The organism is Mariniflexile sp., assembly GCF_041583155.1.
Taxonomy (GTDB): Bacteria; Bacteroidota; Bacteroidia; order Flavobacteriales; family Flavobacteriaceae; genus Mariniflexile.
In genome coordinates this window covers 1-24,894 of sequence record NZ_JBFHGK010000052.1, presented here as the reverse complement: position 1 = coordinate 24,894, position 24,894 = coordinate 1, and the positions used below count along the sequence as shown (strand labels likewise).

General features: G+C 33.6%; 16 protein-coding genes. 13 read left to right on the top strand and 3 right to left on the bottom strand.

What is annotated here, in order from left to right:
* On the bottom strand, nt 1-810 hold an 810-nt coding region (locus tag ABYI63_RS14970; RefSeq protein ID WP_372757438.1), incomplete at its 3' end, for an AraC family transcriptional regulator.
* Between the two features lie 132 nt (nt 811-942).
* Between ABYI63_RS14970 and ABYI63_RS14965 the strand changes: the two genes are divergently transcribed.
* The 8 genes from ABYI63_RS14965 to ABYI63_RS14930 all read left to right on the top strand — a co-directional run bounded on the left by ABYI63_RS14965 (nt 943) and on the right by ABYI63_RS14930 (nt 15,904).
* Nucleotides 943-2,406: an MATE family efflux transporter gene (locus ABYI63_RS14965; RefSeq protein ID WP_372757436.1), complete on the top strand. Its 1,464-nt coding sequence runs from the start codon at nt 943-945 to the stop codon at nt 2,404-2,406.
* Nucleotides 2,396-3,586, top strand: a complete 1,191-nt coding sequence (locus tag ABYI63_RS14960; RefSeq protein ID WP_372757435.1) for an efflux RND transporter periplasmic adaptor subunit — start codon at nt 2,396-2,398, stop codon at nt 3,584-3,586. The genes ABYI63_RS14965 and ABYI63_RS14960 overlap by 11 nt, the downstream gene beginning before the upstream one ends.
* A 13-nt stretch (nt 3,587-3,599) precedes the next feature.
* On the top strand, nt 3,600-6,752 hold the full coding sequence (locus ABYI63_RS14955; RefSeq protein WP_372757434.1) for an efflux RND transporter permease subunit: 3,153 nt from the start codon (nt 3,600-3,602) through the stop codon (nt 6,750-6,752).
* Between the two features lie 10 nt (nt 6,753-6,762).
* Nucleotides 6,763-8,175, top strand: coding sequence for an efflux transporter outer membrane subunit (locus ABYI63_RS14950; protein ID WP_372757432.1), 1,413 nt, complete (start codon nt 6,763-6,765; stop codon nt 8,173-8,175).
* A gap of 174 nt (nt 8,176-8,349) precedes the next feature.
* A complete protein-coding gene (locus tag ABYI63_RS14945) occupies nt 8,350-9,057 on the top strand; it encodes a hypothetical protein (RefSeq protein ID WP_372757430.1) in 708 nt (235 codons plus the stop codon).
* Between the two features lie 423 nt (nt 9,058-9,480).
* Nucleotides 9,481-10,485 carry a hypothetical protein gene (locus tag ABYI63_RS14940; RefSeq protein WP_372757428.1) on the top strand — a complete coding sequence of 335 codons (1,005 nt, stop codon included), beginning with the start codon at nt 9,481-9,483 and terminating at the stop codon, nt 10,483-10,485.
* Between the two features lie 514 nt (nt 10,486-10,999).
* Complete coding sequence (locus ABYI63_RS14935; protein WP_372757426.1) at nt 11,000-14,203, top strand: SusC/RagA family TonB-linked outer membrane protein; 3,204 nt, start codon at nt 11,000-11,002, stop codon at nt 14,201-14,203.
* Nucleotides 14,204-14,218: 15 nt separating this feature from the next.
* Nucleotides 14,219-15,904 carry a RagB/SusD family nutrient uptake outer membrane protein gene (locus tag ABYI63_RS14930; RefSeq protein WP_372757424.1) on the top strand — a complete coding sequence of 562 codons (1,686 nt, stop codon included), beginning with the start codon at nt 14,219-14,221 and terminating at the stop codon, nt 15,902-15,904.
* A gap of 353 nt (nt 15,905-16,257) precedes the next feature.
* On the opposite strand, the gene ABYI63_RS14925 is transcribed toward ABYI63_RS14930, so the two are convergent.
* Complete coding sequence (locus tag ABYI63_RS14925) at nt 16,258-16,725, bottom strand: DUF3995 domain-containing protein (RefSeq protein WP_372757423.1); 468 nt, start codon at nt 16,723-16,725, stop codon at nt 16,258-16,260.
* A 260-nt stretch (nt 16,726-16,985) separates the two neighbouring features.
* On the opposite strand from ABYI63_RS14925, the gene ABYI63_RS14920 reads away from it, so the two are divergent.
* On the top strand, nt 16,986-17,585 hold the full coding sequence (locus ABYI63_RS14920; protein ID WP_372757422.1) for an MCP four helix bundle domain-containing protein: 600 nt from the start codon (nt 16,986-16,988) through the stop codon (nt 17,583-17,585).
* 128 nt (nt 17,586-17,713) lie between these two features.
* Here ABYI63_RS14920 and ABYI63_RS14915 read toward each other — a convergent pair whose 3' ends face one another.
* Nucleotides 17,714-18,364: a peroxiredoxin-like family protein gene (locus ABYI63_RS14915; protein WP_372757421.1), complete on the bottom strand. Its 651-nt coding sequence runs from the start codon at nt 18,362-18,364 to the stop codon at nt 17,714-17,716.
* Between the two features lie 657 nt (nt 18,365-19,021).
* On the opposite strand from ABYI63_RS14915, the gene ABYI63_RS14910 reads away from it, so the two are divergent.
* The 4 genes from ABYI63_RS14910 to ABYI63_RS14895 all read left to right on the top strand — a co-directional run bounded on the left by ABYI63_RS14910 (nt 19,022) and on the right by ABYI63_RS14895 (nt 24,734).
* Nucleotides 19,022-19,561, top strand: coding sequence for a hypothetical protein (locus ABYI63_RS14910; RefSeq protein ID WP_372757420.1), 540 nt, complete (start codon nt 19,022-19,024; stop codon nt 19,559-19,561).
* A gap of 263 nt (nt 19,562-19,824) precedes the next feature.
* A complete protein-coding gene (locus tag ABYI63_RS14905) occupies nt 19,825-21,240 on the top strand; it encodes a sulfatase (protein ID WP_372757419.1) in 1,416 nt (471 codons plus the stop codon).
* Complete coding sequence (locus ABYI63_RS14900; protein WP_372757418.1) at nt 21,237-23,126, top strand: glycoside hydrolase family 97 catalytic domain-containing protein; 1,890 nt, start codon at nt 21,237-21,239, stop codon at nt 23,124-23,126. Before ABYI63_RS14905 ends, ABYI63_RS14900 begins: the two co-directional genes overlap by 4 nt.
* A 21-nt stretch (nt 23,127-23,147) precedes the next feature.
* Nucleotides 23,148-24,734, top strand: coding sequence for a sulfatase-like hydrolase/transferase (locus tag ABYI63_RS14895; protein ID WP_372757417.1), 1,587 nt, complete (start codon nt 23,148-23,150; stop codon nt 24,732-24,734).
* The last annotated feature ends 160 nt before the right edge of the window (nt 24,735-24,894 follow it).

Here is a 24,894-nt window from a genome sequence, read left to right as displayed (position 1 = left end):
TAGTGCATAAGCAATTTCGGCAACCGATTTATCCATTTGGTGTAAAAGTGTTTTTGCGTACAATATTTTATAATCTATAATTATTTTTTGGGCACTCTTGCCCGTTGCTTTTTTTACACATTCCGTGAGATATATAGGGCTAATATTCATTTGCGAAGCGTATTCATTTACAGATAAAAAATGATGGTTGCTTGAAAGAATACATTGTTCAAATTTCGACATAATAGTATCAAACCTATTGCTGGTAACCATACCTTTATTATTTTGAGTAGAACGCTTTACTTTGTATAGTAAAATAAGTAGTAAAGACCGAACTATTTCAAAATTATGTAACGCTGTACTTCTTGATTCTTTATAAAGTTCTTGAGCGATGCTTAGTATATCTTTAAAATCATTTTCGGATAGCTGATAAAGAGGCATCGTATGAATTTTGAAAAAAGGAAACTCATTTTGAAGACCATAAGACTGGTTTAAGTTGTTAAAAATTGAAGGGTTAAAGTATATAATAAAACCTTCATCATCATTATCAGTAGGGGCGTCACTATAATTAATCACTTGAAAAGGTGAAACAATAGCCAAACTATTGTTCATATTCTGAAGCGTTTGGTTTCCAATTTGAATATTTATGGTATTTCGTCGCAAAACAGCAATTTCAAAAAAATCACGTTTGTGTGGACCAAAAAATTCTTCAGAAGGCTTTACAAAAACTTTATCCTTATTTATTTCTCTAATATAGAAACTGTTAGAGTAATCATTGGCTGGTTCAATACTATTTAAAAAATAGGTATTTATATCACTATACACTTTCATGGCTTACTATCTTCTTTTTTAAGTGTTAAAGATATGCAAAACTTAAATAGTAATCTATTTAACGTAAATACTAATTCGTATTACAGTTTTTAATGGGCATACATTTGCAATCATAAATAGTATGACAAACAGATGAATAGTCTTATCAAAAAATTATATAGCGGTTTTTTTTCTTGGAAGGATAAGAAATCCAATAAAGATCTTGCAGGCGCTAATGACGGAGGGCACTCCCTTAAAAATGATTCCATTTTAAAGTTGCTCTTGGTTTTTGTTGGCCCTGCAATATTGGGGCTTTTAATTAATGTATTTTATAATGTTGTTGATAGGATTTTTGTTGGACAATTTGTTGGTGCCGAAGGCATATCGGCAGTTACCATGGTATTCCCCATTAACCTTTTGCAGTTTGCTTTTATTTTGCTTTTCGGAAGTGGAGCAGGGGTTTTAATTGCTAAATATTTGGGTGAAAATAAGCCTGATAAAGCCGAAGAAGTTTTTGGAAATATGATAGCGGGACTTCTTGTTGTTATTGTAATTTTTACAGGTTTAGGTCTGGTTTTTTATGAAGATTTATTGGTTCTTTTTGGGGCGCAAGGAACCTTACTTAATCTGTCTGCAGATTATTTGTTTGTTATTCTTTTGGGCTTTCCACTAAGCTTTTTTATCGCCTTAGAATTTACAATTCGAGGCGAAGGAAATCCGCGTTTACCGGCAAAACTTGTTCTAATATCATCTCTTATTAATATTAGTTTGGATTATGTTTTTATGAAACTATTTGGCATGGGTATACAAGGCGCAGCTATAGCTACAATTATAGCTCAAGGAACAAATGCTGTGCTGCTTCTTAATTATTATATAAGCGGAAAAAGTTTAGTAAAACTTGTATGGAAACAAATCCGATTTAAAAAAGAAATCATTCTATCCATCCTTTCTGTTGGTGCTGCACCGTTTATTATGGATACAGCCGTAAGCTTACAAAACGTATTTGCCAATCATTTACTGCTTGTTTCTGGTGGAACCGAAGCTGTTGCCGTTATGGGAATCATTTTTGGTATCAATGTCTTTTTTATGATGTCGGCCCTTGGAATTGGAGATGGTATGCAACCCATCATTAGTTATAATTATGGCGCCAAGCGTTACGATCGTGCATTGCAGACATTAAAATATGTTCTAAAATTAGAAATTATTGTAGCTGTCCTTGGTATCATAATTTTAGAAATATTTCCTACTCCTATCATAAGAGGATTTATTGATAATAATGAGGGTATTTTAAGTTTAACAAAAAATGCCTTGAAAATATTTGTCTTCGCAGTGCCTTTTTTTATGGTACAAATTGTGATAACCCGGTATTTTCAAGCCATACAAAAAAATACGATTGCTACATTTTTGGCCATACTGCGCCCCATTATTCTATTTGTTCCCATTTCTTATATTCTAAATAGTTTATATGGTTTAAATGGGGTGTGGATCGCCTTTGTGGTTAGCGATAGTTTATCGGCTCTCATCTCATTTCTATTCGTTAAAAAATATTCAATCTTGAAATTAATAACAGATAAAACAATTAACAGCAATAAAAAAGTGTATATATATGAAAATTAGAACAACTACCATAGGCATCTTATGTGCGGGACTCTTCATTAGTTTATTGTCCATCTCATGTAATGGCAACAAAGATGCAAGAAAAGAAGCTATTGCCGAATATAAGGTAATAAAACTAGCACCAGAAACAATAGAACTCTATAATGAAATTCCAGCAACTATTGAGGGCGTTGAAAATATTGAAATTAGACCTAAAATTGAAGGTTTTATAGAAAAAGTCTTGGTTGATGAAGGCGAGTATGTAGAAAAAGGGACACTTCTCTTTGTATTAAATGCACCACAGTACGAGCAGGAAGTTCGCAATGCCCAAGCTGCTATTAGCAGTGCCAAAGCAGAAGTAAGTTCAGCTCAGTTAGATGTTGAAAAAGCAAAACCTTTGGTAAAAAGAGAAATTATAAGCAGTTTCGAGCTTACATCCGCGGAGCATACAGTAACAGCTAAAAAGGCAGCATTAGAGCAAGCACAAGCTAGTTTGGCAAATGCTAAAACAAATTATAATTATACCCGAATTACCGCTCCAGTATCTGGTTTTATAGGAACCTTACCTTATAAATTAGGTAGTTTGGTAAGCAGTAGTACTGTAGAGCCGTTAACAACAATATCCAATATCAAAAAAGTGTATGCGTATTTTTCTATGAATGAAAAAACACACCTTGAATTTGTTCGACAGAATCAGGGTACTACTTCAGATGAACGTAAGAACAATCAGCCTGAAGTTTCACTTTTACTACCAGATTATACAATGTTCGATCAAAAAGGCAGCATTCAAACTATAAGTGGTCAGGTTGATGAAGAGACAGGTTCGTTTAATGTTCGTGCTGTTTTTAACAACCCGGATAATATACTTAGAACAGGTAATAGTGCTACCATACGAGTTCCCAGAACGATAGAAAATGCGTTACAGATACCACAATCTGCGACCTATGAAATTCAAGGGAATGTGTATGCTTATGTTGTAGATAGCCTATCACAAGCCAAATCTACTAAAATAAAGGTAACACCTTCCGTTTCGGGACAAGCATACATTGTAACCGAAGGACTAAAAGCCAATGATGAAGTCATTATAGAAGGTGTCAATACATTATCCACTGGAAAAAAAATAAAACCAGTTCTGGTGAAGGTTGCCGATGTAGAAGCTTTACAAGGATCTACTAAAAACACAAAAAGCACTAATAATTAGAAAAAGTACTATTATGTTTAAAAAATTCATAAAAAAACCAGTGCTTTCCTCTGTAATTTCAATCATTATTTTGATTTTAGGAATTATAGGAATCACAACCTTACCAATATCTCAATATCCGGATATTGCGCCACCCACTGTACAGGTTTCTGCCTCTTATGATGGAGCCAATGCGGAAGCTGTATTGAACAGCGTTATTGTTCCGCTTGAAGAAGCCATTAACGGTGTTGAAGGGATGACGTATATGACATCGACTGCAAGTAGCGGATCTGCCAGTATTACTGTTTATTTTGAATTAGGAACCGATCCTGATATTGCTGCAGTAAATGTTCAAAATAGTGTTTCGAGCGCATCAAATTTGTTGCCTTCTGAAGTAACTCAATCTGGGGTAACGACTAAAAAACAACAAAGTAGTAATGTGCTTATTATTGGTCTTTACAGCGAGAATAGCGATTATGATGAAGAATTTATGCAGAATTATGCCAACATCAACATCATTCCAGTTCTTAAAAGAATTAATGGTGTAGGAAGTGCAAATTCTTTCGGAGCTAGGGATTATAGTATGCGTATTTGGTTAAAAGCCAATATTATGGCCAATTATGGTTTGGTGCCTTCAGATATAAGTCTTGCACTTGCAGATCAAAACCTTGAAGCTGCTCCGGGAGAATTAGGACTGCAAGGCGATCAGGCATACCAATACACTTTAAAATATAAAGGAAAATTACAAAATGCTTCAGAGTTTGAAGATATTATCATAAAAACAACAGAAAGCGGTCGTATTTTACGATTAAAAGATGTGGCAAGAGTAGAACTTGGTTCACAGTCTTATAGCACGACTACATTGGTGAATGGACACCCAGGAGTTGGGATTGCTATAGCGCAAACAGCAGGTTCTAATGCTCAAGAAGTTGTTGAAAATGCCATAGCGACGTTAGATGCAGCCGCTGTTAATTTCCCAGAAGGCATTAAATATGTTAAAATGCTAAATGCTAACGACTTCTTAGATGCCTCTATTTCTAAAGTGGTGCAAACACTTATAGAAGCGTTTCTGTTGGTATTTCTCGTGGTTTTTATTTTTCTTCAAGATTGGCGTTCCACTTTAATTCCAGCCATATCGGTACCGGTAGCTATTGTAGGAACCTTCTTTTTTCTAAGCTTATTTGGTTTTACCATCAATTTGTTAACCCTTTTCGCTTTAATGCTCGCTATCGGGATTGTGGTAGATGATGCCATAGTAGTAGTAGAAGCGGTTCATGCAAAACTCGATTCTGGATACAAATCGGCACGAAAGGCCAGTTTAGATGCCATGAACGAAATATCTGGAGCCATTATCTCCATCACCTTGGTAATGTCGGCAGTATTTGTACCTGTAACCTTTATTAGTGGATCTTCGGGTGTATTTTATCAACAATTCGGGATAACACTTGCCATTGCCATTATTTTATCGGCTATTAACGCTTTAACATTGAGTCCTGCATTGTGTGCACTCTTATTAAAGCCTCATGATGAAGCCCATTCCAGAAAAGGATTTATCCAACGTTTTTATGTGGCATTTAATACAGGTTTTGAGAAGACAACTTTAAAATATAAAAAATCGATTTCCTTCCTTATCCGTAAAAAAGCAATTGCCATAGGTGTACTTGTTATTTTTATTGGAATGTTTGTTTACCTTATGAATACAACCGCAACCGGTTTTGTTCCAGACGAGGACCAAGGTGTTGTTATGGCTAATATTAGCTTACCGGCAGCCGCTTCATTGGAACGAACTGCTGAAGTTGTTAATCAAGTAAAGGAAATAGTTGAGGATATTCCCGAAGTAAGCGCAGTATTCACAAATACAGGTAGTGGATTGATAAGTGGCTCCGGATCTAATTATGCAACAGTCATAATGAGATTGAAAGATTGGGGAGAACGGTCAGGCGATGGGCAAGATGCGCAATCTCTAGTCAAAAGTTTGTTTGGTAAAACGGCGCATATTAAGGATGCCAATATCATCTTTTTTGCTCCTCCAACCATATCGGGTTTCGGTCTTAGCAATGGATTTCAATTGCAATTACAAGATAAAACAGGAGGAACAGTAGATGAACTTTATGCAGTAAGTCAAGATTTTATTTCAGCCCTAAGCAAAAGACCCGAAATTCAATATGCATCCACAACTTTAGATCCAACGTTCCCTCAATATGAAGTAGTGGTAGACGTTGCCAAAACTAAATTGGCTGGTATAGATGTTGAAGATGTTTTAAGTGTAATGCAAGGCTATTTAAGTGGTGTATATGCTTCCAATTTTAACAAATTTGGTAAGCAGTACCGTGTTATCTATCAAGCTGAACCTAATTTTAGAGCGAATCTTGAAAGTTTAAATACCATTAAAGTTAAAAATAGCAATGGCGTTATGGCGCCTCTAACGGAGTTCGTCACATTAAAAAGAGTTTATGGACCACAGAGTATTACCCGCTTTAACCTATTCACATCCGCTAGTATCAATGGAGCGCCTAATGATGGTTATAGTTCTGGAGATGCTATTAACGCTATTGAAGAAGTTGCTGCAGAAACACTACCAACAGGTTATGGCTATGAATACTCAGGCTTAACCCGGGAAGAAATATCGGCAGGTAGCCAGACCGTTTATATTTTTACGCTGTGTTTTATTTTCATTTATTTTTTATTGAGCGCGCAATATGAAAGCTACATTCTACCATTGGCGGTATTAATAGCAGTTCCTGCAGGACTTTCTGGAGTCTTGATTTTTGCAAATCTATTTGGTATTAGTAACAATATTTACATACAAATTACACTGGTAATGCTCATCGGCTTACTCGCTAAAAACGCAATTTTAATTGTAGAGTTTGCTATACAAAGAAGGCGTGAAGGCGAAACCATTGTACAGTCGGCAGTAGATGGTGCCATTGCCAGATTCAGACCTATTTTAATGACATCCTTTGCTTTTATTTTTGGGTTGATACCGTTAATGATTGCAACAGGGGCAGGCGCTATAGGAAACAGAGCGATTGGTACAGGAGCCATTGGTGGTATGTTAATAGGAACCATTTTAGGTGTATTAATTATTCCAGTTCTTTATGTTATTTTCCAAACCCTTCAAGAGAAGCTAGTAGGTATACCAAATGATGATTGGGGCGAAGATGAAGAATTACCATTGAATCAATAAAAAATTAGACATGAAATATAAAACCTTTAAATATATCATTCCCGTTGCAATGACGCTCTTACTGTTGAGTTCTTGCGGCGTGGTTAACAAGAAGTATGTAACACCAGATGCAGCGTTTTCAGAGCATTATAGAGATACTTTGGTACAGGACAGTGCATCTATAGCAACGCTTTCTTGGAAAGAGATGATTTCAGACAGCATTTTACAAGGCTTAATCGAAGAAGGACTGCAAAACAATCTGGATCTAAAAGTTGCCATAGAAAATATTAATCAGGCTAAAGCAAGTTTGGTACAGGCCAACTTATCATTTTTACCTAGTTTGGAAGGCAATGCTCAAGTAAGTAAATCAAAATCGTCACAAGCATCGCTTAATTTAGGAAGCGTAGATGGTATCAATTTAAATACGACTACGTACTTAGGTCAATTAAGTAGTAGTTGGGAGATTGATGTATGGGGTAAATTGCGAAGTAACAAACGGTCTGTTTTAGCATCATTTTTAAAGACGGAAGCTGCTACTAAAGCAGTACAAACACAATTGATTTCAGACATTGCAACAAGCTATTATAATTTATTGGCTCTTGATGAACAATTGGCGATTACCAAAAAAACGCTACAAAATCGTATTGGCGATCAAGAAACCATGAAATACCTGAAAGAATCTGCCGTGGTAGATGGAGCGGCCGTTGTGCAGAGTGAAGCAAGTAGATATGAGATAGAAACAAGCATCCCCGATATTGAAATGAGTATTTTAGAAGAAGAGAATGTACTTTCTATTTTATTGGGAAGGACTCCTGGTCACATCGAACGGTCTTCATTGGAAGAACAAACAGCCTTTTCTGATTTAAAAATTGGACTTCCAGCATCACTGTTAAAAAACCGCCCAGACATACAGGAAGCAGAAATGGCCTTTAGAGCTGCCTTTGAAGACGTAAATTTGGCAAATACTTATTTCTATCCATCGCTTACTATTACAGCTAATGGCGGACTTTCATCGTTGTCTTTAACCGATTTTTTTGATAATTCCTTGTTCTATAATTTAGTTGGAGGTCTTACCCAACCCATTTTTGCCAACGGCGAAAACAAGGCTCGGTTAAAAATTAATAAATCAGTACAACAACAGGCTTTTTATAATTATAAGGCAGCTTGGTTAGGTGCTGGAGGAGAAATTTCTAATGCACTTTTTCTTTACAAAAAGGCGAAAGAAAAGCAGGAATCAAGGGCACATCAAATTTCAGCTCTGGAAAAGTCGGTTGAATTTACACAAGCGCTTTTGGAATATTCTTCTTCTACCAATTATACAGATGTGCTTACCTCCAAAAACAGTTTATTATCCGCACAATTGCAAGGGGTGAGTGATAAGCAGCAAGAGCTACAAGCAGTCATTCAATTGTACCGTGCTCTTGGAGGAGGATGGATGAATTGACTTTATTAGAATGAATATTTTTTATCGTTTGAAGGCGATAAGAGGCTGTCTTTAATTCTAAGTTAAACATTTTCCTTAATGATGCTTAGTTGAAAGCAAGTAGAAAAACACATTTTAATTTTATTTTTTAATACCTATTCATTAATTATATTCACAAAAAAAACAATGACATTCATGAAACAATTTAAAATAATTACCCTATTTCTTTTGGGGGCAGTAACTATTCAAGCTCAAGAAGATACTAAGAAAATCGATAACATAATCCAACAAACTTTCGAAGCCATGGGAGGCATTGAAAATTGGAATAATACCCATTTCGTACAATGGGATTTTGGAAAAAGAACACTTTATTGGGATAAATGGACTGGCGATGTTAGAATTGAAAATCCTGATGAAAAATTAGTTCTTGTAGTTAATATTAATTCAGGACAAGGAAAAGCTTCACAAGACGGCACATTAATTACAGATTCAGAAGCGCTTAGTAAGGTACTTGACAAGGGAAAAAAATGGTGGATTAATGATTCGTATTGGTTAACCATGCCTTGGAAATTGAAAGATGAGGGTGTTCAAATTAAATACCTACAAACTGAGCAACTTTCAAACGGAAATTTAGCAGATGTACTAGAAATGACCTTTAAAAATGTAGGTGTTACTCCTGAAAACAAATATCATATTTATATAGATCAAAAAGATCATTTGGTTAAACAATGGGCCTTCTTCGGAAATTATAAAGATGAAAAACCTCGATTTGTAAAAGCTTGGGATAATTATCAAAAGGCAGGTACCATTTTATTATCATTTAATAGAAGTGAAAATGCAGGCGGACCAAAAAATGTAGTTGTAAAAGACAAAATACCATCTGATATTTTTTCCAAGCTATAATAGCTGAAATTATCAAATGTTTTGATGCTTTTTGATGACGAAAAGCTGTTATAGATTTTATTGGTAAATTAAGAAAACATAATTAAAATACTTGAAGATTATTTTAAAGTTACGTTGAGTTTTGGAACGATTCTGTCTCTTTTTGATACGAGCATTTAAAACTAGGAAATAGTTCAAATAGCTACCATATCTATAAATCAATTTTTTTTTTTTTGTATTAAAGTGCATTACTAATAATTAGTAGTTCTGTAACACACGTTTTTTATCGAATCTTTAATTGGTTGAAAAGGTAGTTGAATAGAAAGTTTTTTGTAAATTAATACTTTCAAAAATCCAACAGAGATGCGATAATTTATAGTAACCCCATCTAAACCTATTGTTAACTTATAAATGTCAAAATATTTTTATTCCATATTATTTTATTTGAGCGTAATTTTAAATTCATTTTCGCAAGAAGTCAATATCCCAACGGAGTTTTCTTATGAAGGTGTTTTTTATAAAACCTATGATAAAGCCACTCGAACTTTTACTGGGAAAATAACCGAATTTAAAAGCGAAGAGCCCTGTACGGTTATTGAATATTTAGGTAAAGATGTTTTTAAAATTAAGTATAAGGATTGGCTAGGATATGTGGATTCTGAGCATTTAGTTTTTAATGAAGAAATGTCTAATTTGTTTTATGATTTTCAAGAAAAAGAACGCTTGAAATTACTGCAACATAATGCTGAAAGACAGAAAAGAATACAAGAAATTGTAAACAAAAACAGCGAGCAATTTAATGAAACGGAGGTACAAGATACCATAATAAAATTTAGAGAATCTGAAAATTTACAATTGGAAGCTGAGTCAAGTCTTGCTAAAAAACAACAGTTGGAACACATTGAAAAGACGAAACAAAAGTCAGTTTCCAAAACTCAAAATCTAGGAACAACAACTGCGAAGAAAACTTTAATAGTTAAAGAAATTTCAAATGATAGTGTTTCAAAAGAAAGTTTGGAGCTAATAAAGTTTAGAAATACGTGTCATTATACAATGAATGAGTATGATGTAATTGATAGAGTTAAAATTGTAAGAACTGAACCTTATAAAATTAATGATAATGTATCCATAGAACTATTTAAAAGAGGAAATAGCATTAATATCTTTTTTTATTTAAAAGCAGATTTAGGTTGTTCTAGTTACCTACCATCTAATAGATCTAGTGTAACTGTAAAGCTTGAAAATAACCAATCAATTACGTTCTATCATACCTGGGAAATGAATTGTGGGGATTTTGCTTTTAAAGGCCCCTTGTTAAAAACACACTTCGCTTTGTTGCAAAAATCACCTATTAAATCAATAGTCCTTCGCGGATCAAAAAAATCTCAAGAAGAGACCAATATAAATTATAAAGAGTTTTTTATAGATAAATTAAGTTGTATTGAATAATAAGAACTTGAAATTAATTAGTTTGAAACTTCTATTTATATAATCCGTCTTTCCCACCACAAAAATTAGTCTACCCCTGTTATTAAACTCTAGTACTTATAATTAAATGTTATAGGCTTAAAATCTTTTATTGTAACATTCAATAGTTCAGTTATTTAGAAGAAACAAAGACGTTTTATTGATGTATTGTTAGTTTTAAAACAAAAAATTATCATATTCTAAAATTAAAGTAGGAATTTTATTGAATTTTTTAAAAATTGTTTTATTCATCTATGTACAATAGTTGTTCGTCGAAAAGCTTAATTTTTTGTTAATAATTGCCCGTAAGTTTAAAAAATGATTTCAAATAAAAAGGTTCATGAAACCTGAAATCTATTACAACATCGTTAATCGGCACAGAGTAGGATGGTGATTAAAGTACTATATCATACCTTAATTAAAATAGTTTAGGGAAAAATTAGGAACTAAACACATCCTATTTTAATTAAATATTCACTCAACTAAACTAGAATTTATGAAAAAAACTGCAATTAAAAAAACGTTTAAATTTCTTTCAAGTCATTTGAAGGTTAGAATGCGTTTAAAACTATTAGGACTAGCCTTGATGCTTTTCACATATGGCCTAAGTTCGGCATCTACTGGTAAAAACGATGGTAAATTTAATGATACTGAAGAGGTACTTCAAAGCACTACAATTTCAGGAAACATTAAAGATAGCCAAGGTATTCCACTTTTAGGAGCAAGTATACTTGAAAAAGGAACTACAAACGGAACGTATTCAGATTTTGATGGTAACTTTTCATTAAATGTAAAAAACACCAATGCTATATTAGTAATTTCTTATGTAGGGTTTGTAACTAAAGAAGTTGCAGTAGCTAATCAAAAAAACATTGATCTTGTATTAGAAACAGATGCACAAAGTTTGGATGAGGTTATTGTTGTAGGTTATGGTACGGCAAAGCGAAAAGATATTACAGGTTCTGTAGAACGTGTAAACTTAGAAGATTCACCCATAGCACTTTCATCAAATACAAGTGTGTTACAATCCATTAGAGGCGCTACTCCAGGTATTAATATCGGTACTCAAAATCAAGTTGGACAAACACCTAGTATTATAATTAGAGGACAAAACTCTATAAATGGAGATAATGATCCTTTAATAGTACTTGATGGAGTTGTATTTCTGGGAAGCATAAACGATGTTAACCCTAACGATATAGCGTCTATTGATATCTTAAAAGATGCATCAGCAGCGGTTGTTTACGGTTCTCGTGCAAGTAATGGTGTTATTTTGGTTAATACCAAAAAAGGAAAGACTTCTAAACCAGTTATTAAAATATCATCGTCTACTGGTTTCAATACATGGCAAAACAAACCAAATTTATTATCTCGCGATAAATATTTAGAAAAATATGCAACACAAACTGGTGCAGCATCGGTTGATGCCATTGTTTGGGAAGAAGAATACCGAAATGTATTACAAGATGAAGGTGTTGATACTGATTGGATTGACTTAGTTTCACGTAATGGTGAGATTCAAAAACATAATGTTTCGGTATCTGGAAGATCCGATGGTGTAAACTATTTTTTCTCAGGAGGTTTTGAAGACCAAGAAGGTGTTATTATAGGAGATAATTTTAATAGAGTTTCTTTGCGCTCTAGGGTACAAGCAGATGTAACCGACTGGTTAGAAGTCGGTATTGATGGTTCCTACACAAATAGCGACTTTTCAGGAGTTACTGCTAATCTAGGTCAGGCCATGCTTATGGCTCCTATTGGATATCCATATCGTTATGAGGGTCAGCCCTTCAATACAGTTTCAAATACATCAACTGCATTAGAAAGATATCCTACTGCTAATAATGTTGAAAGCCCGTTATGGGGAACAGATGGTACTAGAGATTTATTTGATAAAAGAAATTATTTTAGATTGGCAGCTAATGCTACGGTAAAAATTCCTTGGATAGAAGGGCTTAAATACACATTTAATTATTCCCTAAGTTCTCAGTACAGACGATTAGATAGTTTTTATTATGAAAGCTATTATGTTGGTTTACCTACAGAAGGGCAGTCTTACTATAGCAGATACTCACAAGCGGCTATAGAAGCCAATTTATCACAAGCCAACGGATCTAATTCTAACTATAAAGATTATAACTATGTTATGGATAATATTATTAGTTATAGTAACACTTTTGGTAAACATAAAGTGGATCTTACTTTAGTTGCAACAAGAGATTATAGAAAATATGATGTTTCTACGCTATCCGGAAACGATTTTGCGGCTTTAGGAAACACAAGTTTAGGAGTAAACGGTATAACGTTTGCTACAACTCAAAATAACTCTTATGATATTACAGAAAGATCAAATGTTGGTTACTTAGGTCGATTATCTTATGGGTTTGATGATAAATACAATGTAACAGCAGCTGTACGTAGAGATGGAGCATCCGTATTTGGAGCCGATAGAAGATTTGGTACTTTCTGGTCTCTTGGAGGTGCTTGGACACTTACTAAAGAAGACTTCTTAAGTAATAGTGATATTCTAAACTATTTAAAAATCAATGCTTCTTATGGAACAAACGGAAATCAAGGTTTAAGTCCATACCAAACACTTTCTGGCGTAATTACAGGGCAACCAGGAGATATTGAATATGCATTTGGAGACAACCCTTCTGTTAGCCAATATGGTATAGAGCAAACAAGTTTAGGAAACTCTGAATTAGGTTGGGAGTCTACAACTTCACTAAACTTTGGTATTCACTCGGCTTGGTTGAACAATAAAATTACTTTAGATGCCGATATCTATTTCTCAGAAACAAAGGATCAAATTTTTAATCGTAATATTCCAAGTACTAGTGGATTCACTTCTATTTTAGCCAGTTTAGGACAAATAGATAATCAAGGTGTTGAACTTTCTCTTGGTTCAAAAAACATTGAGACTAAAAATTTCTCGTGGTCATCTACCTTAACTTATTGGAGAAATCGCAATAAAATAGCAAAATTATATGGAGATGATATTGATGGTGATGGCATAGAGGACGACGACTTATCTAATAGCTTATTTATAGGAGAATCTTTAGGAGCTATTTATGGGTACGAATACATAGGAGTTGTACAAGAAAGTGATACGCAATATATAGCCGATAATGGCGCTCAGGCAGGAGATCCTATGTTTAGAGATTTGGATGGATTGCCTGGAATTACTGCCGCAGGCGATCGTAAAATTTTAGGATTTAGTACACCTAATTTTAGAATGGGATTCTCTAACACGTTTACTTATAAAGATTTTACATTGTACGCCTTGTTTACTGGTACTTTCGGAGGTGATAACTTTTTCTTAGGATCCAATCCTAGAAGTAATTCTTTACAAAGTAGATTTGATTATAATGATGTAGACAATGGTGAATGGTGGACTCCAGAAAACCAAAGTACAACAAACTTACGACCAGATTACAATGATAGTCGTTATTTAGGATTACAATCTAGAGGTTTTGTACGATTGCAGAACGTAAACTTAACTTATAAATTTCGACCAGAATTATTAGAAAAATTAGACCTCGGAATTAATTCTTTAGAGATGTATACCAGTGCAGACAACCCGCTTATTTTCACCAATTGGTTTGGTGGAGGCGATCCAGAAAGAGGTATATCAGCCCAAAGTGGAACTTTACCAGTAATGACTGCTTATACTTTTGGAGTAAACATTAGTTTTTAATTTTAAAAAAATATCATGAAAATAAGTTTTATATATAAATTAGCCGTACTATCATTAACTTTAATGATTTTTAACTGCGATGATGAGGCATTTCTAGATTTGAAACCTGAAACCTTCCTAACCGTAGATAACGTATTTACTTCAGGAGCTCAAGTCGAGCAATTGGTGCTAACCATGTATCAACAAGATCGTGCACTGCATGGTTATATTGACAATAATCAAGGTCGTGTTATGTATGGCCAGGGTACCGATGTTTTTACAGTTCCTACGTTTCGTAAAAACACTAATTTTAGCGATTATAATTCCACAATCACTCCGAATGCTGGTCGATTGTACAATATTTATACAGATTTGTACCAGATGATTTCAAGAGCTAATCTTGCGATTTCGTTAGCAGAAAGCGGAGAACTAACTTTTGAATCTGAAGCCTCTCGCAAATACATTCTTGCTCAAGCTAAATTTTTTAGAGCGAAGGCCCATGGGCAGGCAGCAGAACTTTTTGGTAGAGTTGCCATAGTAGATGAACGAACAACTACAGTTAGGTTTGATTATGAACAATCGGAAAGATCAGAAATTTACCAATTTGCTATAAACGATCTAGAATCGATATTGGACGATTTACCTGAAACAACAAATGAACCTGGAAGAATTGTAAAAGGTGCAGCACAACATTTCTTAAGTGAATTTTATTTAGGATTAGGTGTTGAAACTTCAAGTGATGAAGCTTATAATCAGGCAATTAAATATGCTTCAGATGTTATTGATGGAGGCATTTATTCCTTAATGACCGATAGATTTGGATCTAGAGCATCGGAACCAGGTAAAAATGTTTATTGGGATTTATTCCGATTAAACAATCAAAATTATGCAGATGGAAATACAGAAAGTATTTGGGTGTATCAATTTGATTATGAGGCTTATAAGGCTGGAGATGAAGGCGCTAGATTAGCCTTGCCTTATTATTTAATGCCCGTTTGGAGAGCAATACCAGGCGTAATAGGAGAAGATGAATACACTGGTGGTAGAGGTGTAGCCTATATAAGACCAACTGAGTTAACCGAAACCATAATCTGGGATTCTAGTATTTCTGATGGAGATATAAGAGGTGACGAAAGTAATATTAGACGAACTGTATATTATAATGATCCTTCATATAACGGAGGAGCGTTAGTTGGACAGGTTGTACCACAATCTGAATTAGATGCTGCTAATATAGGTTTGGCAGACGGAGCTTATTATCCGATTTTTGAAAAATTTACTACAGACCAATTTGAAGGTCTTGCAGATGGAGAAAGAAGACAAAATATTTGGAGAGACGATTATGTTATAAGATTACCAGAAACCATTTTATTAAGAGCAGAAGCAAAGTTGAGAAGAGGCGATGCTGATGGAGCTGCCGATGATGTTAATCTTATAAGAGATAGAGCGCAATGTAAAGTGCGAGCAACAGCAGCAATGATGGATATTGACTTCATTTTAGATGAAAGAGCCAGAGAGCTATTTGGTGAAGAAAGTAGATGGAATACGCTATTACGTATGGGAGGTACTGTGGCATCCGATCGTATTAGAAAGTATGCTAAATACGACTATCAATCAAGTAGCTTAACCTTTGATTTTAACGCCTTCCCAATTCCTCAAACGGTTATAGATCGTAATAAGGATGTTGTTTGGGTGCAAAATTCAGGTTGGGAAAACAGATAGTCTCAGTTTAATTTAATTGAACTTTAAAAGTTGTTCAAGAAATGTGTTTATCTTAATTAATAAATTAATACATTTTTTTGAACAACTTTTTTTATTAAGATATTTGTATTCAATAGATTCATTTATTAAAGGAGCATAATAAATCGAGTACACAGGAAAAATGTTTTCTTTAAATTAGTAGTTTTATATTAAATTACAATAAAGAGTTTGGAACTAGCAAGGTGTTTTTTATTCAAAAAATCGCCAAATTCAATTTTAAAATCTAACCTATTATCATTCTAAAGGTGTTAATAAAAATTCAGGCCTTGCCTTGGTATCATAGGGTAATTTATTAAATACTATTTTAGTTTCATCTATTTAAATAGCTGAATTACAATCCCAAATATTCCAATTATAAGACACAAAGGTGAATAAAACTTGGTGTCAAATTTTCCAAAATCTGTATTCTTTACACTTTTAAAGAATCCGACATATTTAAATTCACCAAAAGCTCTCAGTAGAAATATTATTGGTATTACCCAACCTGCATATCTCAGTATCCATAAAGGTAAATTGTATGTTAAAAGTCCAGATTTAATAACGTAAAACATTCCGAATGCAGTTAAGCCAATACCAACTATGGCACTGTCAGTTTTTTTCGGATTTAACACTCTTTCTCCACTTTCCTTAGTTGGTAAGGATTTCGTAAGACCAAATTTTCCACCGATTACCCAATTAAAATGGATTAACCCAAGTAAAATAAGTATTAGGCTTAAAATTATAGATAAAGTAAAGGTTATAGATAAAGTAAAGGTTAACGAAAAAATATAATCCATATCCATAACATTTATTTTTAATGCAAAAAAAATTAAATATATGTAAGATCTTACTTAATTAAGCAAATTATTTATATTCTTTGTTATTTTTTTATAGAGTAATACCTTGTTAAAAATTAGCTACTGCAATTATTAATTTCTCATTGCCATATCATAATTATTTTGTTGTAAAATTAGTTAATAAACATGTTTTTCTAGCACATCTGTAATTTGTACTACGTTTTATATCTTTGTATTTCTATTTAAATCTTTAATATGCCGTAAATATGACTTTCTACAATAAATTAAAATGGATACTCGGAATTTCAATGATTTTTGTCTTAATCATTGCTACAAATTTAATTGATAGGAACAATTTTGTACGTGTTCGCGATTCAGTTGTTACCATCTATGAAGATAGATTAATAGCAAAAGATTTAATTTTTCAAATGCTTAAGTCTGTGCAGCAAAAAGAATTAGCAGTATCATTGTCAGATTCCATGTTTTTTGAAAATCAAAATTTAAAAGTCAACGATAATTTACAATCTTTAGTTGCAAGATTTGAGGAGACAAAATTAACAGCAGAAGAGGCAAGGGTTTTTAAAGATTTAAAAAGGAATATTCAGTTGTTAATAGATTCCGAAAGTCAACTTTTAAAATCGAATAACACCGATAACTCACAGGTTGTTAGTTATATTGAAAGTTTAAAAACGAATCTTAATGATTTATCCAAAATTCAGATAAATGAAGGGAGTAGGCAAATGTCCATTAGTAAACGCGCTCTTGATACAGTTGAATTATTTACGCAAATAGAGATTTATTTATTGGTTTTCTTGGCGATTGTAATTCAGGTTATCGTAATGTACAAGCCTAAGGGTAAGTCGTAAATTATTTTTTTGTGGGAGTAATGTCTCATTAAAAAAACTAAATGTAGGTTTATATAGTGTGATTTTCTTTAGGAAAATCCTCAAATATAAACCTACAATCTTGTGTGTGTAAGCTTAAAATTGAGTTATTACGACAGATTCTTTAGTGCGTTAATAACATCATCAGGTTCGGAGCGAGCACGGTAATCAACGTTAACATAGGTCCATTTTACTATTCCGTCAGGTCCTAAAAAAAACGTTGCCGGAATTGGTAGAATGTTTTTATTACCATTATTAATTTTTTCTAAATCAAGTTTGCGATCTGCGCGCATATGTTCCAACAAAAACTCTGGTACTTCCCAGGCAACACCATATTGAGATGCCACTTTTGCATCTTGATCAGACAAAACAATAAACTCCATTTTACTAATTTCATTTTCTGTTAAGGATCCATCTGGAACTTCTGGGCTTATAGCGATTAAATTAGCTCCTAAAGCCTTAATTTCGGGTAGTTTAGCTTGTAGTGCTCGAAGCTGTAAGTTGCAATAAGGACACCAGCTACCACGGTAAAAGGTTATAACAGCAGGGCCCTTTTGTAATAAACTTGATAGTGATACAAGTTCTCCTTTAGGGTTGGGTAGTTCAATTTCAGGTGCTTTTTCTCCAATTTTAATCGCATCTTCACCTTGTTGGAAAGACTTTGCTTTACTTATAATAGCATCTACACCTTTCATAAAGTCAGGATTGGCTTTTCGTCCCTCTGCAATTTTAGCATCAGTTTGTTCCTTTAATTTTTTCATAATTTATTGTTAGGATATTTTTTTTAATATCGAATTATTTAGCTGGTATTCCACTAAATTCTTTCAAACGAAGTAAATTTAATGTTTTGTAAAATTAAGTTATTTAGTATTATGTAAGGCTAATTACGGCGATTAATAGTTAACTTAACAAGTACATAATTACCTTTAATTAAGCACAAAATAGCAATTGTTTTTAACCTATGTTGCTCTTATATGCTCTTTTTTTATATTGAAACTTAAGGTTCCCTTAATTTGAATTGTTAGTTAGTAAAATATTATAATTTTAATCAGTTCGGTTTTTCAGGAAGCTTACATAATTATATTTTTTGCTGTGTTTGATTGTATTTTATCTTTATAGAACTAAGTCCATATAATATAGTCTATCTTTTTGTTGTAAGTACAATAATGATACATCCAGTATTAATTTGCAACATTTGTGCCCATCATTTGATAATTTTAAATTAAGTTTTTAACTTATTTTTGAGCATCTATATTCAGTTGTTATTAATTTTTTTAAGTTAACCCTTGTAAAATCAGTAAAAAAATCAATAATTTTTAACCATTTAAACAACTAATATAAGATAGAACATTTGGTTTGTGAGTATTAAATGCTAAAGCGAATAAAAAAAAATCATAAAATGAAATTAAACTAAATACATGAAAATCATAATTAATACATTTAGTTTACTTCGATTAATATACTTTTTTACATCCGTTGTTTTTGCGGGAAGTAAAACCCATAAACCTAATATTTTGGTTGTTTCTATTGATGTTGTTGGGTGTGATGATTTTCGGTGTTTAAGAGTTAAAGATACAGCGATTAAAACATCAATTATAGATGGGATTTTTATAAAGGATATGAAACGTAATAATTGGATTTCAACTATTAAAATTTGGTTAACTTCACTAGCGGCTTTTTCAACAATACGATATCCTAAGCGTTCTGGTTTAAACTTTTACCTAAAAGAGAATAATGTATTTAGTGAGAATTACGAAGACAATTTTAGACTTCAAAAATTAAAGTTACCAATTCCTGAATTTATAAAGTCATTAGGTTGCAGAATATGTATAGTTACCAATGTGGTGTGGAAAATAATTCAATACCAACCAAATCCAAAGCAATTGCAATATGGTGGCAATAAAATTTATCTAGCCTTGTTTGGAGAACCTAAATTGGCAAGTGGAAGAAGAACTTAAAGTTATTAATGACCTTGAAAAACTGCTATTGAATGATTCAGAAACAAATATAGGGAATAACATAAATGTATTAAACGGACGTCTTAAGGTGGATAAACTCGTAGAGGTATATGTAAATATAGCAAGTAGAAAATTGTGGAGCTAGAATAACATGAGGATAGACCAAAATAACTTTCGGTTAATTAAGGAGATTTTAATGACATAGTTATGTGTAAATAAAGAATATAGTTAAATCAATAAGGATAGAAATCAATCAAATCATTATGAAGTATTTGAATAGGCTAATTTGCATTGTTATGATGCTACCTGCGGCATACATGTTTTCAACAGAAAAAGAAAAAGTTAAAGGCGTAAACCGACAACCTAATTTCATTATTATATTCACAGACGACCAAGGTTATGCCGACTTAAGCTGTTTTGGTGGTACACATCTTAGCACTCCAAATATTGATAAAATGGCTGCAGAAGGAGCAAAGTTAACTAGCTTTTATGTGGCTGCACCACTTTGTTCACCTTCAAGGGCTGCATTAATGACGGGGAGTTACCCAATTCGGATTAATATGGCTGTTGGGAATAATTTTCCAGTGCTACTGGCAGCCGATTCAAAAGGGCTCAATCCAGATGAAATTACCATTGCCGAAGTGCTAAAAAAAGCAGGTTATAAAACAGGAATGTTTGGAAAATGGCATCTGGGTGACCAACCAGAATTTTTACCTACAAGACAAGGTTTCGATGAATTTTTTGGCATTCCCTACAGCCATGATATTCATCCCTTCCATGGAAATCAAAAAAAATTCAATTTTCCACCATTGCCTTTACTTGAAGGAGAAACCGTTATTGAGACGGATCCCGAGGCCGATTATTTAAACAAACGCATTACAGAACGAGCAGTTAATTTTATAGAACAAAACAAAGAAACACCTTTTTTTCTGTATCTGCCACATACAAGTCCACACCGTCCTTTATTGGCTTCTCCAGAATTTATGAAAGATGCTTCAGAAGATGTTAAAGAGGCTTTAGCAAAAGAGAATGGCAGTATCGATTACAAAAACCGAGATAGAATCTATCCACAAACCATTAGTGAAATTGATTGGTCGGTTGGTCAAATTTTAGACGCTTTGAAAATAAATGGTTTAGAAGAAAATACCTTTGTGATTTTCACATCCGATAATGGTCCCGTTATAGGAAGTGCTGCGCCCTTAAAAGGAAAAAAAGGCAGTACGTTTGAAGGTGGTATGCGCATGCCAACCGTAGTACGATATCCCAATAAAATACCTAAAGGTTCTGTAAATAATGAGCTTCTAACAGCCATGGATCTCTTTCCAACTTTTGCTAAACTTGCTGGAACAGAAATACCTAAAGACCGTGTAATTGATGGAAAAGATATTTTCTCTGTATTGCAAGGCAAAAGTAAATCGCCGCATGACGTATTTTTTTATTACAGTAAAGATGTTTTAGAAGCAGTGCGATCTGGTTATTGGAAATTACGAGTAGCAGGGAATACCTCACCCGCTCTGTATAATCTGGAAAACGATATAAGCGAAAGCACCAATGTTTTACAAGAACATCCAGAAATAGTATCAAGATTAAGTAAATATATACCCGAATTTGAAGATAAACTTGATAAGAATAGCCGACCGGCAGCATTTGTAAATAATCCAAAAGCGTTATCAAAATGAAAAAAATATTATTAGCAATAAGTTTTATTTTAGGCTTATATAATTGTTCGAATAAAAAACAATTTGAAATCACATCGCCTAATGGACAAGTTAAAATTGTTTTAGATCATAAGGAAGGGCATTTATATTATAGTCTTATTGATAAAAATATAGATGCGATTTCAAATTCGGAGGTTTCAATTCTAAAAGATTTGGAGGTAGAAGTTCTGGAGACTAAAACAAACCAAGTAAATGAAACATGGAAACCTGTTTGGGGGCAATTCAGTGAAATTAAGAATGAGTATAATGAGTTGCAAGTATCTTTAAGTTATGAAGGTACACCGGTAAAACTCTTCGTTCGAACTTATGACGACGGTGTAGCCTTTCGTTTTAAGATTTCAGGCATTACAGAACGTATAAAGCCTTCTTTTTATATGGAATATGGTTTAGGTGAAACAAGTAGTTTGTATTCGCCGGCTGGTGAAGGAGAACCTGTTGGCCCCGTTGAAATTGGCACTTTGCGTTCAATGGATTCTATAAACTATCGATTTAAAATGCCATTGCTTATTGAAACTAAAGAAAATAAATTCATGACATTAATGGAGTCCGATTTAGTCAGTGTACCAGGATTCGATGTAATGAATTTAAGTTTTGATAAATCAAGCGGAAACATTATTTCAAATAATATATTTAGTTCAGAAGACAATGAATTAATTACACCATGGCGCGTGATTCTTTTAGAAAATAATATTGGCGATTTGCTTACCAATACAGTACCATTAAATGTTGCGTCACCCAACCAAATTGAAGATCCTTCTTGGATAAAACCCGGAAAAACCCTTTGGGATTGGCGAGTGCATGGGTTTACAACAGAAGACGGATTTACCTATGGCATAGACAATGAAAGTTATTACCGTTTTATAGATTTTGCGGCCGAAAATAATATTGAATATTTTATGATTGATGATGCTTGGTATACTCATGTAGAGCCAGGAAAAATGACCTTGTCTGAAAAACTAGATTTAGAAAAAGTAATCGAATACGCCAAAGATAAAGGCGTTTCGCTGCTTTTGTATTATGATAGAAGGCAAGGCGATTATGGTGATAAGGAATTATTCCCTTATTATAAATCCTTAAATATGAAAGGCATAAAGTATGGTTTTATGGGCTCAAACGTGCCATTTACTAGAGATGCCATACGTATGAGTGCTGAAAGTAATTTATTGATAGATTTTCATGATGGTCCAGTTCCTTTTACTGGGGTTAGTAGAACCTATCCCAATGCGATTACTAGAGAATATTGTCATGCACAACAAGATTCCAGACGCGCTTTTACCCCAAAAACATTCATAAGAATGGCGCTTATTAATGCCATTCAAGGTCCTTTGGATATGAATAATGGTGTATTTGATATCTCAAGTGTAAATGCAGGAGAAAGAGAAAAAGGACCTAGAAAATTAAACTCTTTGCAAACTACATCTGTTGCAGAAGCAGCAAGAACTTTAATTATTTTTAGTGGCTTGGTATGCATTCCAGATGCTCCTGAAGCTTATGCTGAAAAACAAGATTTATTTGAATTTATCCAAGAAATGCCAGTTGGAAAATGGGACGAAAGCAAAGTATTACATGCTAAAATGGATGCCTACATTTCTACAGCTAGAAGGCATGGCGATGATTGGTTTATTGGCTCTGTTCATGCAGAAGGCGGCACTTTAGATATTTCTTTGGATTTCCTAAACGAAAATCAAAATTACATCATTACGTATTATGAAGATACCGAAGACACCAACAGTAAAACAAACCCCGAAGCTTATCAAGTAAGAGTGTCTTCAGTTAAAAAAGGTGATGTGGTAAAGGCTAAAATAGTGGAAGGTAGTGGCCATTGTATGTGGATTAGGCCAGAATAAAATATAAATATTAAAAGAAGGATGAATTATATTATAAATAAGTTGTTTGTTTTAACAGTGTTAATGTTTGGGTTTATAATAAATGCACAGCAAAATGAACAGCCTAATATTATATTAATATATGCCGATGATTTGGGTAAAGGATTGTTGAGTCACTACGGACAAAAAATTATCAGTACACCGCATATCGACCAATTAGCTCAAGAGGGCATTACTTTTGAAAATGCTTATTCAGGGATGGTATGTGCTCCTTCTAGAGCATCATTAATTTCAGGGTTAAGAGATTGCGATCCAAATAATTTTCAAGTTACAAAAGCAGGTATCTATTCAAAATTAAACAGCGGTACCAATACCAATCAAGAAATCCAAGGGATGATTGATTCGGCCTTAACACCTCCTAATAAAGACGCTATTTTTTTAGGAGAAGTGGCTCAAAAACAAGGCTATGTAACAGGTCAGTTTGGTAAATTGGAATGGGGATTTGCAACCTCGCACCAACAAATGGTACGTCATGGTTGGGATGAATACTACGGCTATTTAGACCACGTAAGAGCTCATGGTTTTTACCCGCCTTTTTTATTTAGAAATGGCGAAGTAGAATATATTGAAGGCAATACGCATGCCGATTGTGGAAAAACCAAAGAAAATGAAACGCCCGAGAAGTTTAAAGAACGTTGGAATATGGAAGGTAAAACTGTTTATTCCCAGCACTTGTTTATGACTAATGTTTTAAATTTCATCAGTAAAAATAAGGAGAAACCGTTCTTTCTTTACTTTCCCACCCAATTGCCCCATGGCCCGGTTTCGGTTCCTGCTGTGCATCCCGATTTTGCCAATAACAAGCAATTAACCCAAATAGAGAAAGAATACGCTTCTATGGTAAAAATGTTGGACGATAATGTGGGGCAAATCATGGCGCATTTAAAAAACTTGGGGATTGATGAAAACACGTTGGTAATTTTTACTTCCGATAACGGACATGAAATTTATTATGCTCAAGAAGGACGTATTTACAAACCTTATAAAAACGTAAAGACGGGAGAACGCTTTGATGATTTAAAAAATAAGTTTTACAGCGATTTAGGAGGTGATGTTTTTGATGGGAATGGTGGTAGAGCAGGCTTAAAGCGAAGCAATTTACAAGGCGGTATTGTAACACCATTAATTGCCAGATGGCCTAAAAAAATTGCTAAAGGTCAGAATAGTAATTTGTTAGTAGCTAATTATGATTTTGTAGCCACTCTTGCCGATGTTACGGGGTATAACGGTGAAATTAAAACCGATGGAGTGTCTTTTTACAACGAATTGATAGGAAAAGGAAATACGAAATCGCATGATTATGTGATATATGCTTCTTTTATAGGGCCAACTATCATTACCAATGATGGATGGAAATTAAGAACCCATATGCCTAAAAAAGCATTTGAATTGTACTATTTGCCAGACGATTATCGCGAAGAAAACGATTTATCCCAAAAATATCCAGAGAAAGTAAAAGTTTTAAAAAATGAAATGCTAAAGGCATGTGCTGGGGATTTAGAAAATGGGGTTTTTACGTTTGGTAAAAATTCCATAGATGTAGAAAAACTATCAAAAATTAAAAAATAATAATGAATAAGTTAATATCAGTTTTAAAGGTTTTTGGGGTGCTTACAATGGTTGTTATTTTTTTAATATCATTTGATTTTCCCAGAGAAAATCATGCAACGCACTTAAAATTATGGTACAAGCAACCTGCCAATGCCAGTAAAGAATTGGCTTCTATAAT

Coding starts and splice junctions, on each gene's coding strand:
- ABYI63_RS14930 (WP_372757424.1), top strand. CDS start 14,219: ATGAAAATAAGTTTTATATATAAATTAGCCGTACTATCATTAACTTTA.
- ABYI63_RS14895 (WP_372757417.1), top strand. CDS start 23,148: ATGAATTATATTATAAATAAGTTGTTTGTTTTAACAGTGTTAATGTTT.
- ABYI63_RS14950 (WP_372757432.1), top strand. CDS start 6,763: ATGAAATATAAAACCTTTAAATATATCATTCCCGTTGCAATGACGCTC.
- ABYI63_RS14915 (WP_372757421.1), bottom strand. CDS start 18,364: ATGAAAAAATTAAAGGAACAAACTGATGCTAAAATTGCAGAGGGACGA.
- ABYI63_RS14900 (WP_372757418.1), top strand. CDS start 21,237: ATGAAAAAAATATTATTAGCAATAAGTTTTATTTTAGGCTTATATAAT.
- ABYI63_RS14910 (WP_372757420.1), top strand. CDS start 19,022: ATGAAAATCATAATTAATACATTTAGTTTACTTCGATTAATATACTTT.
- ABYI63_RS14945 (WP_372757430.1), top strand. CDS start 8,350: ATGAAACAATTTAAAATAATTACCCTATTTCTTTTGGGGGCAGTAACT.
- ABYI63_RS14905 (WP_372757419.1), top strand. CDS start 19,825: ATGAAGTATTTGAATAGGCTAATTTGCATTGTTATGATGCTACCTGCG.
- ABYI63_RS14965 (WP_372757436.1), top strand. CDS start 943: ATGAATAGTCTTATCAAAAAATTATATAGCGGTTTTTTTTCTTGGAAG.
- ABYI63_RS14955 (WP_372757434.1), top strand. CDS start 3,600: ATGTTTAAAAAATTCATAAAAAAACCAGTGCTTTCCTCTGTAATTTCA.
- ABYI63_RS14960 (WP_372757435.1), top strand. CDS start 2,396: ATGAAAATTAGAACAACTACCATAGGCATCTTATGTGCGGGACTCTTC.
- ABYI63_RS14920 (WP_372757422.1), top strand. CDS start 16,986: ATGACTTTCTACAATAAATTAAAATGGATACTCGGAATTTCAATGATT.
- ABYI63_RS14925 (WP_372757423.1), bottom strand. CDS start 16,725: ATGGATATGGATTATATTTTTTCGTTAACCTTTACTTTATCTATAACC.
- ABYI63_RS14935 (WP_372757426.1), top strand. CDS start 11,000: ATGAAAAAAACTGCAATTAAAAAAACGTTTAAATTTCTTTCAAGTCAT.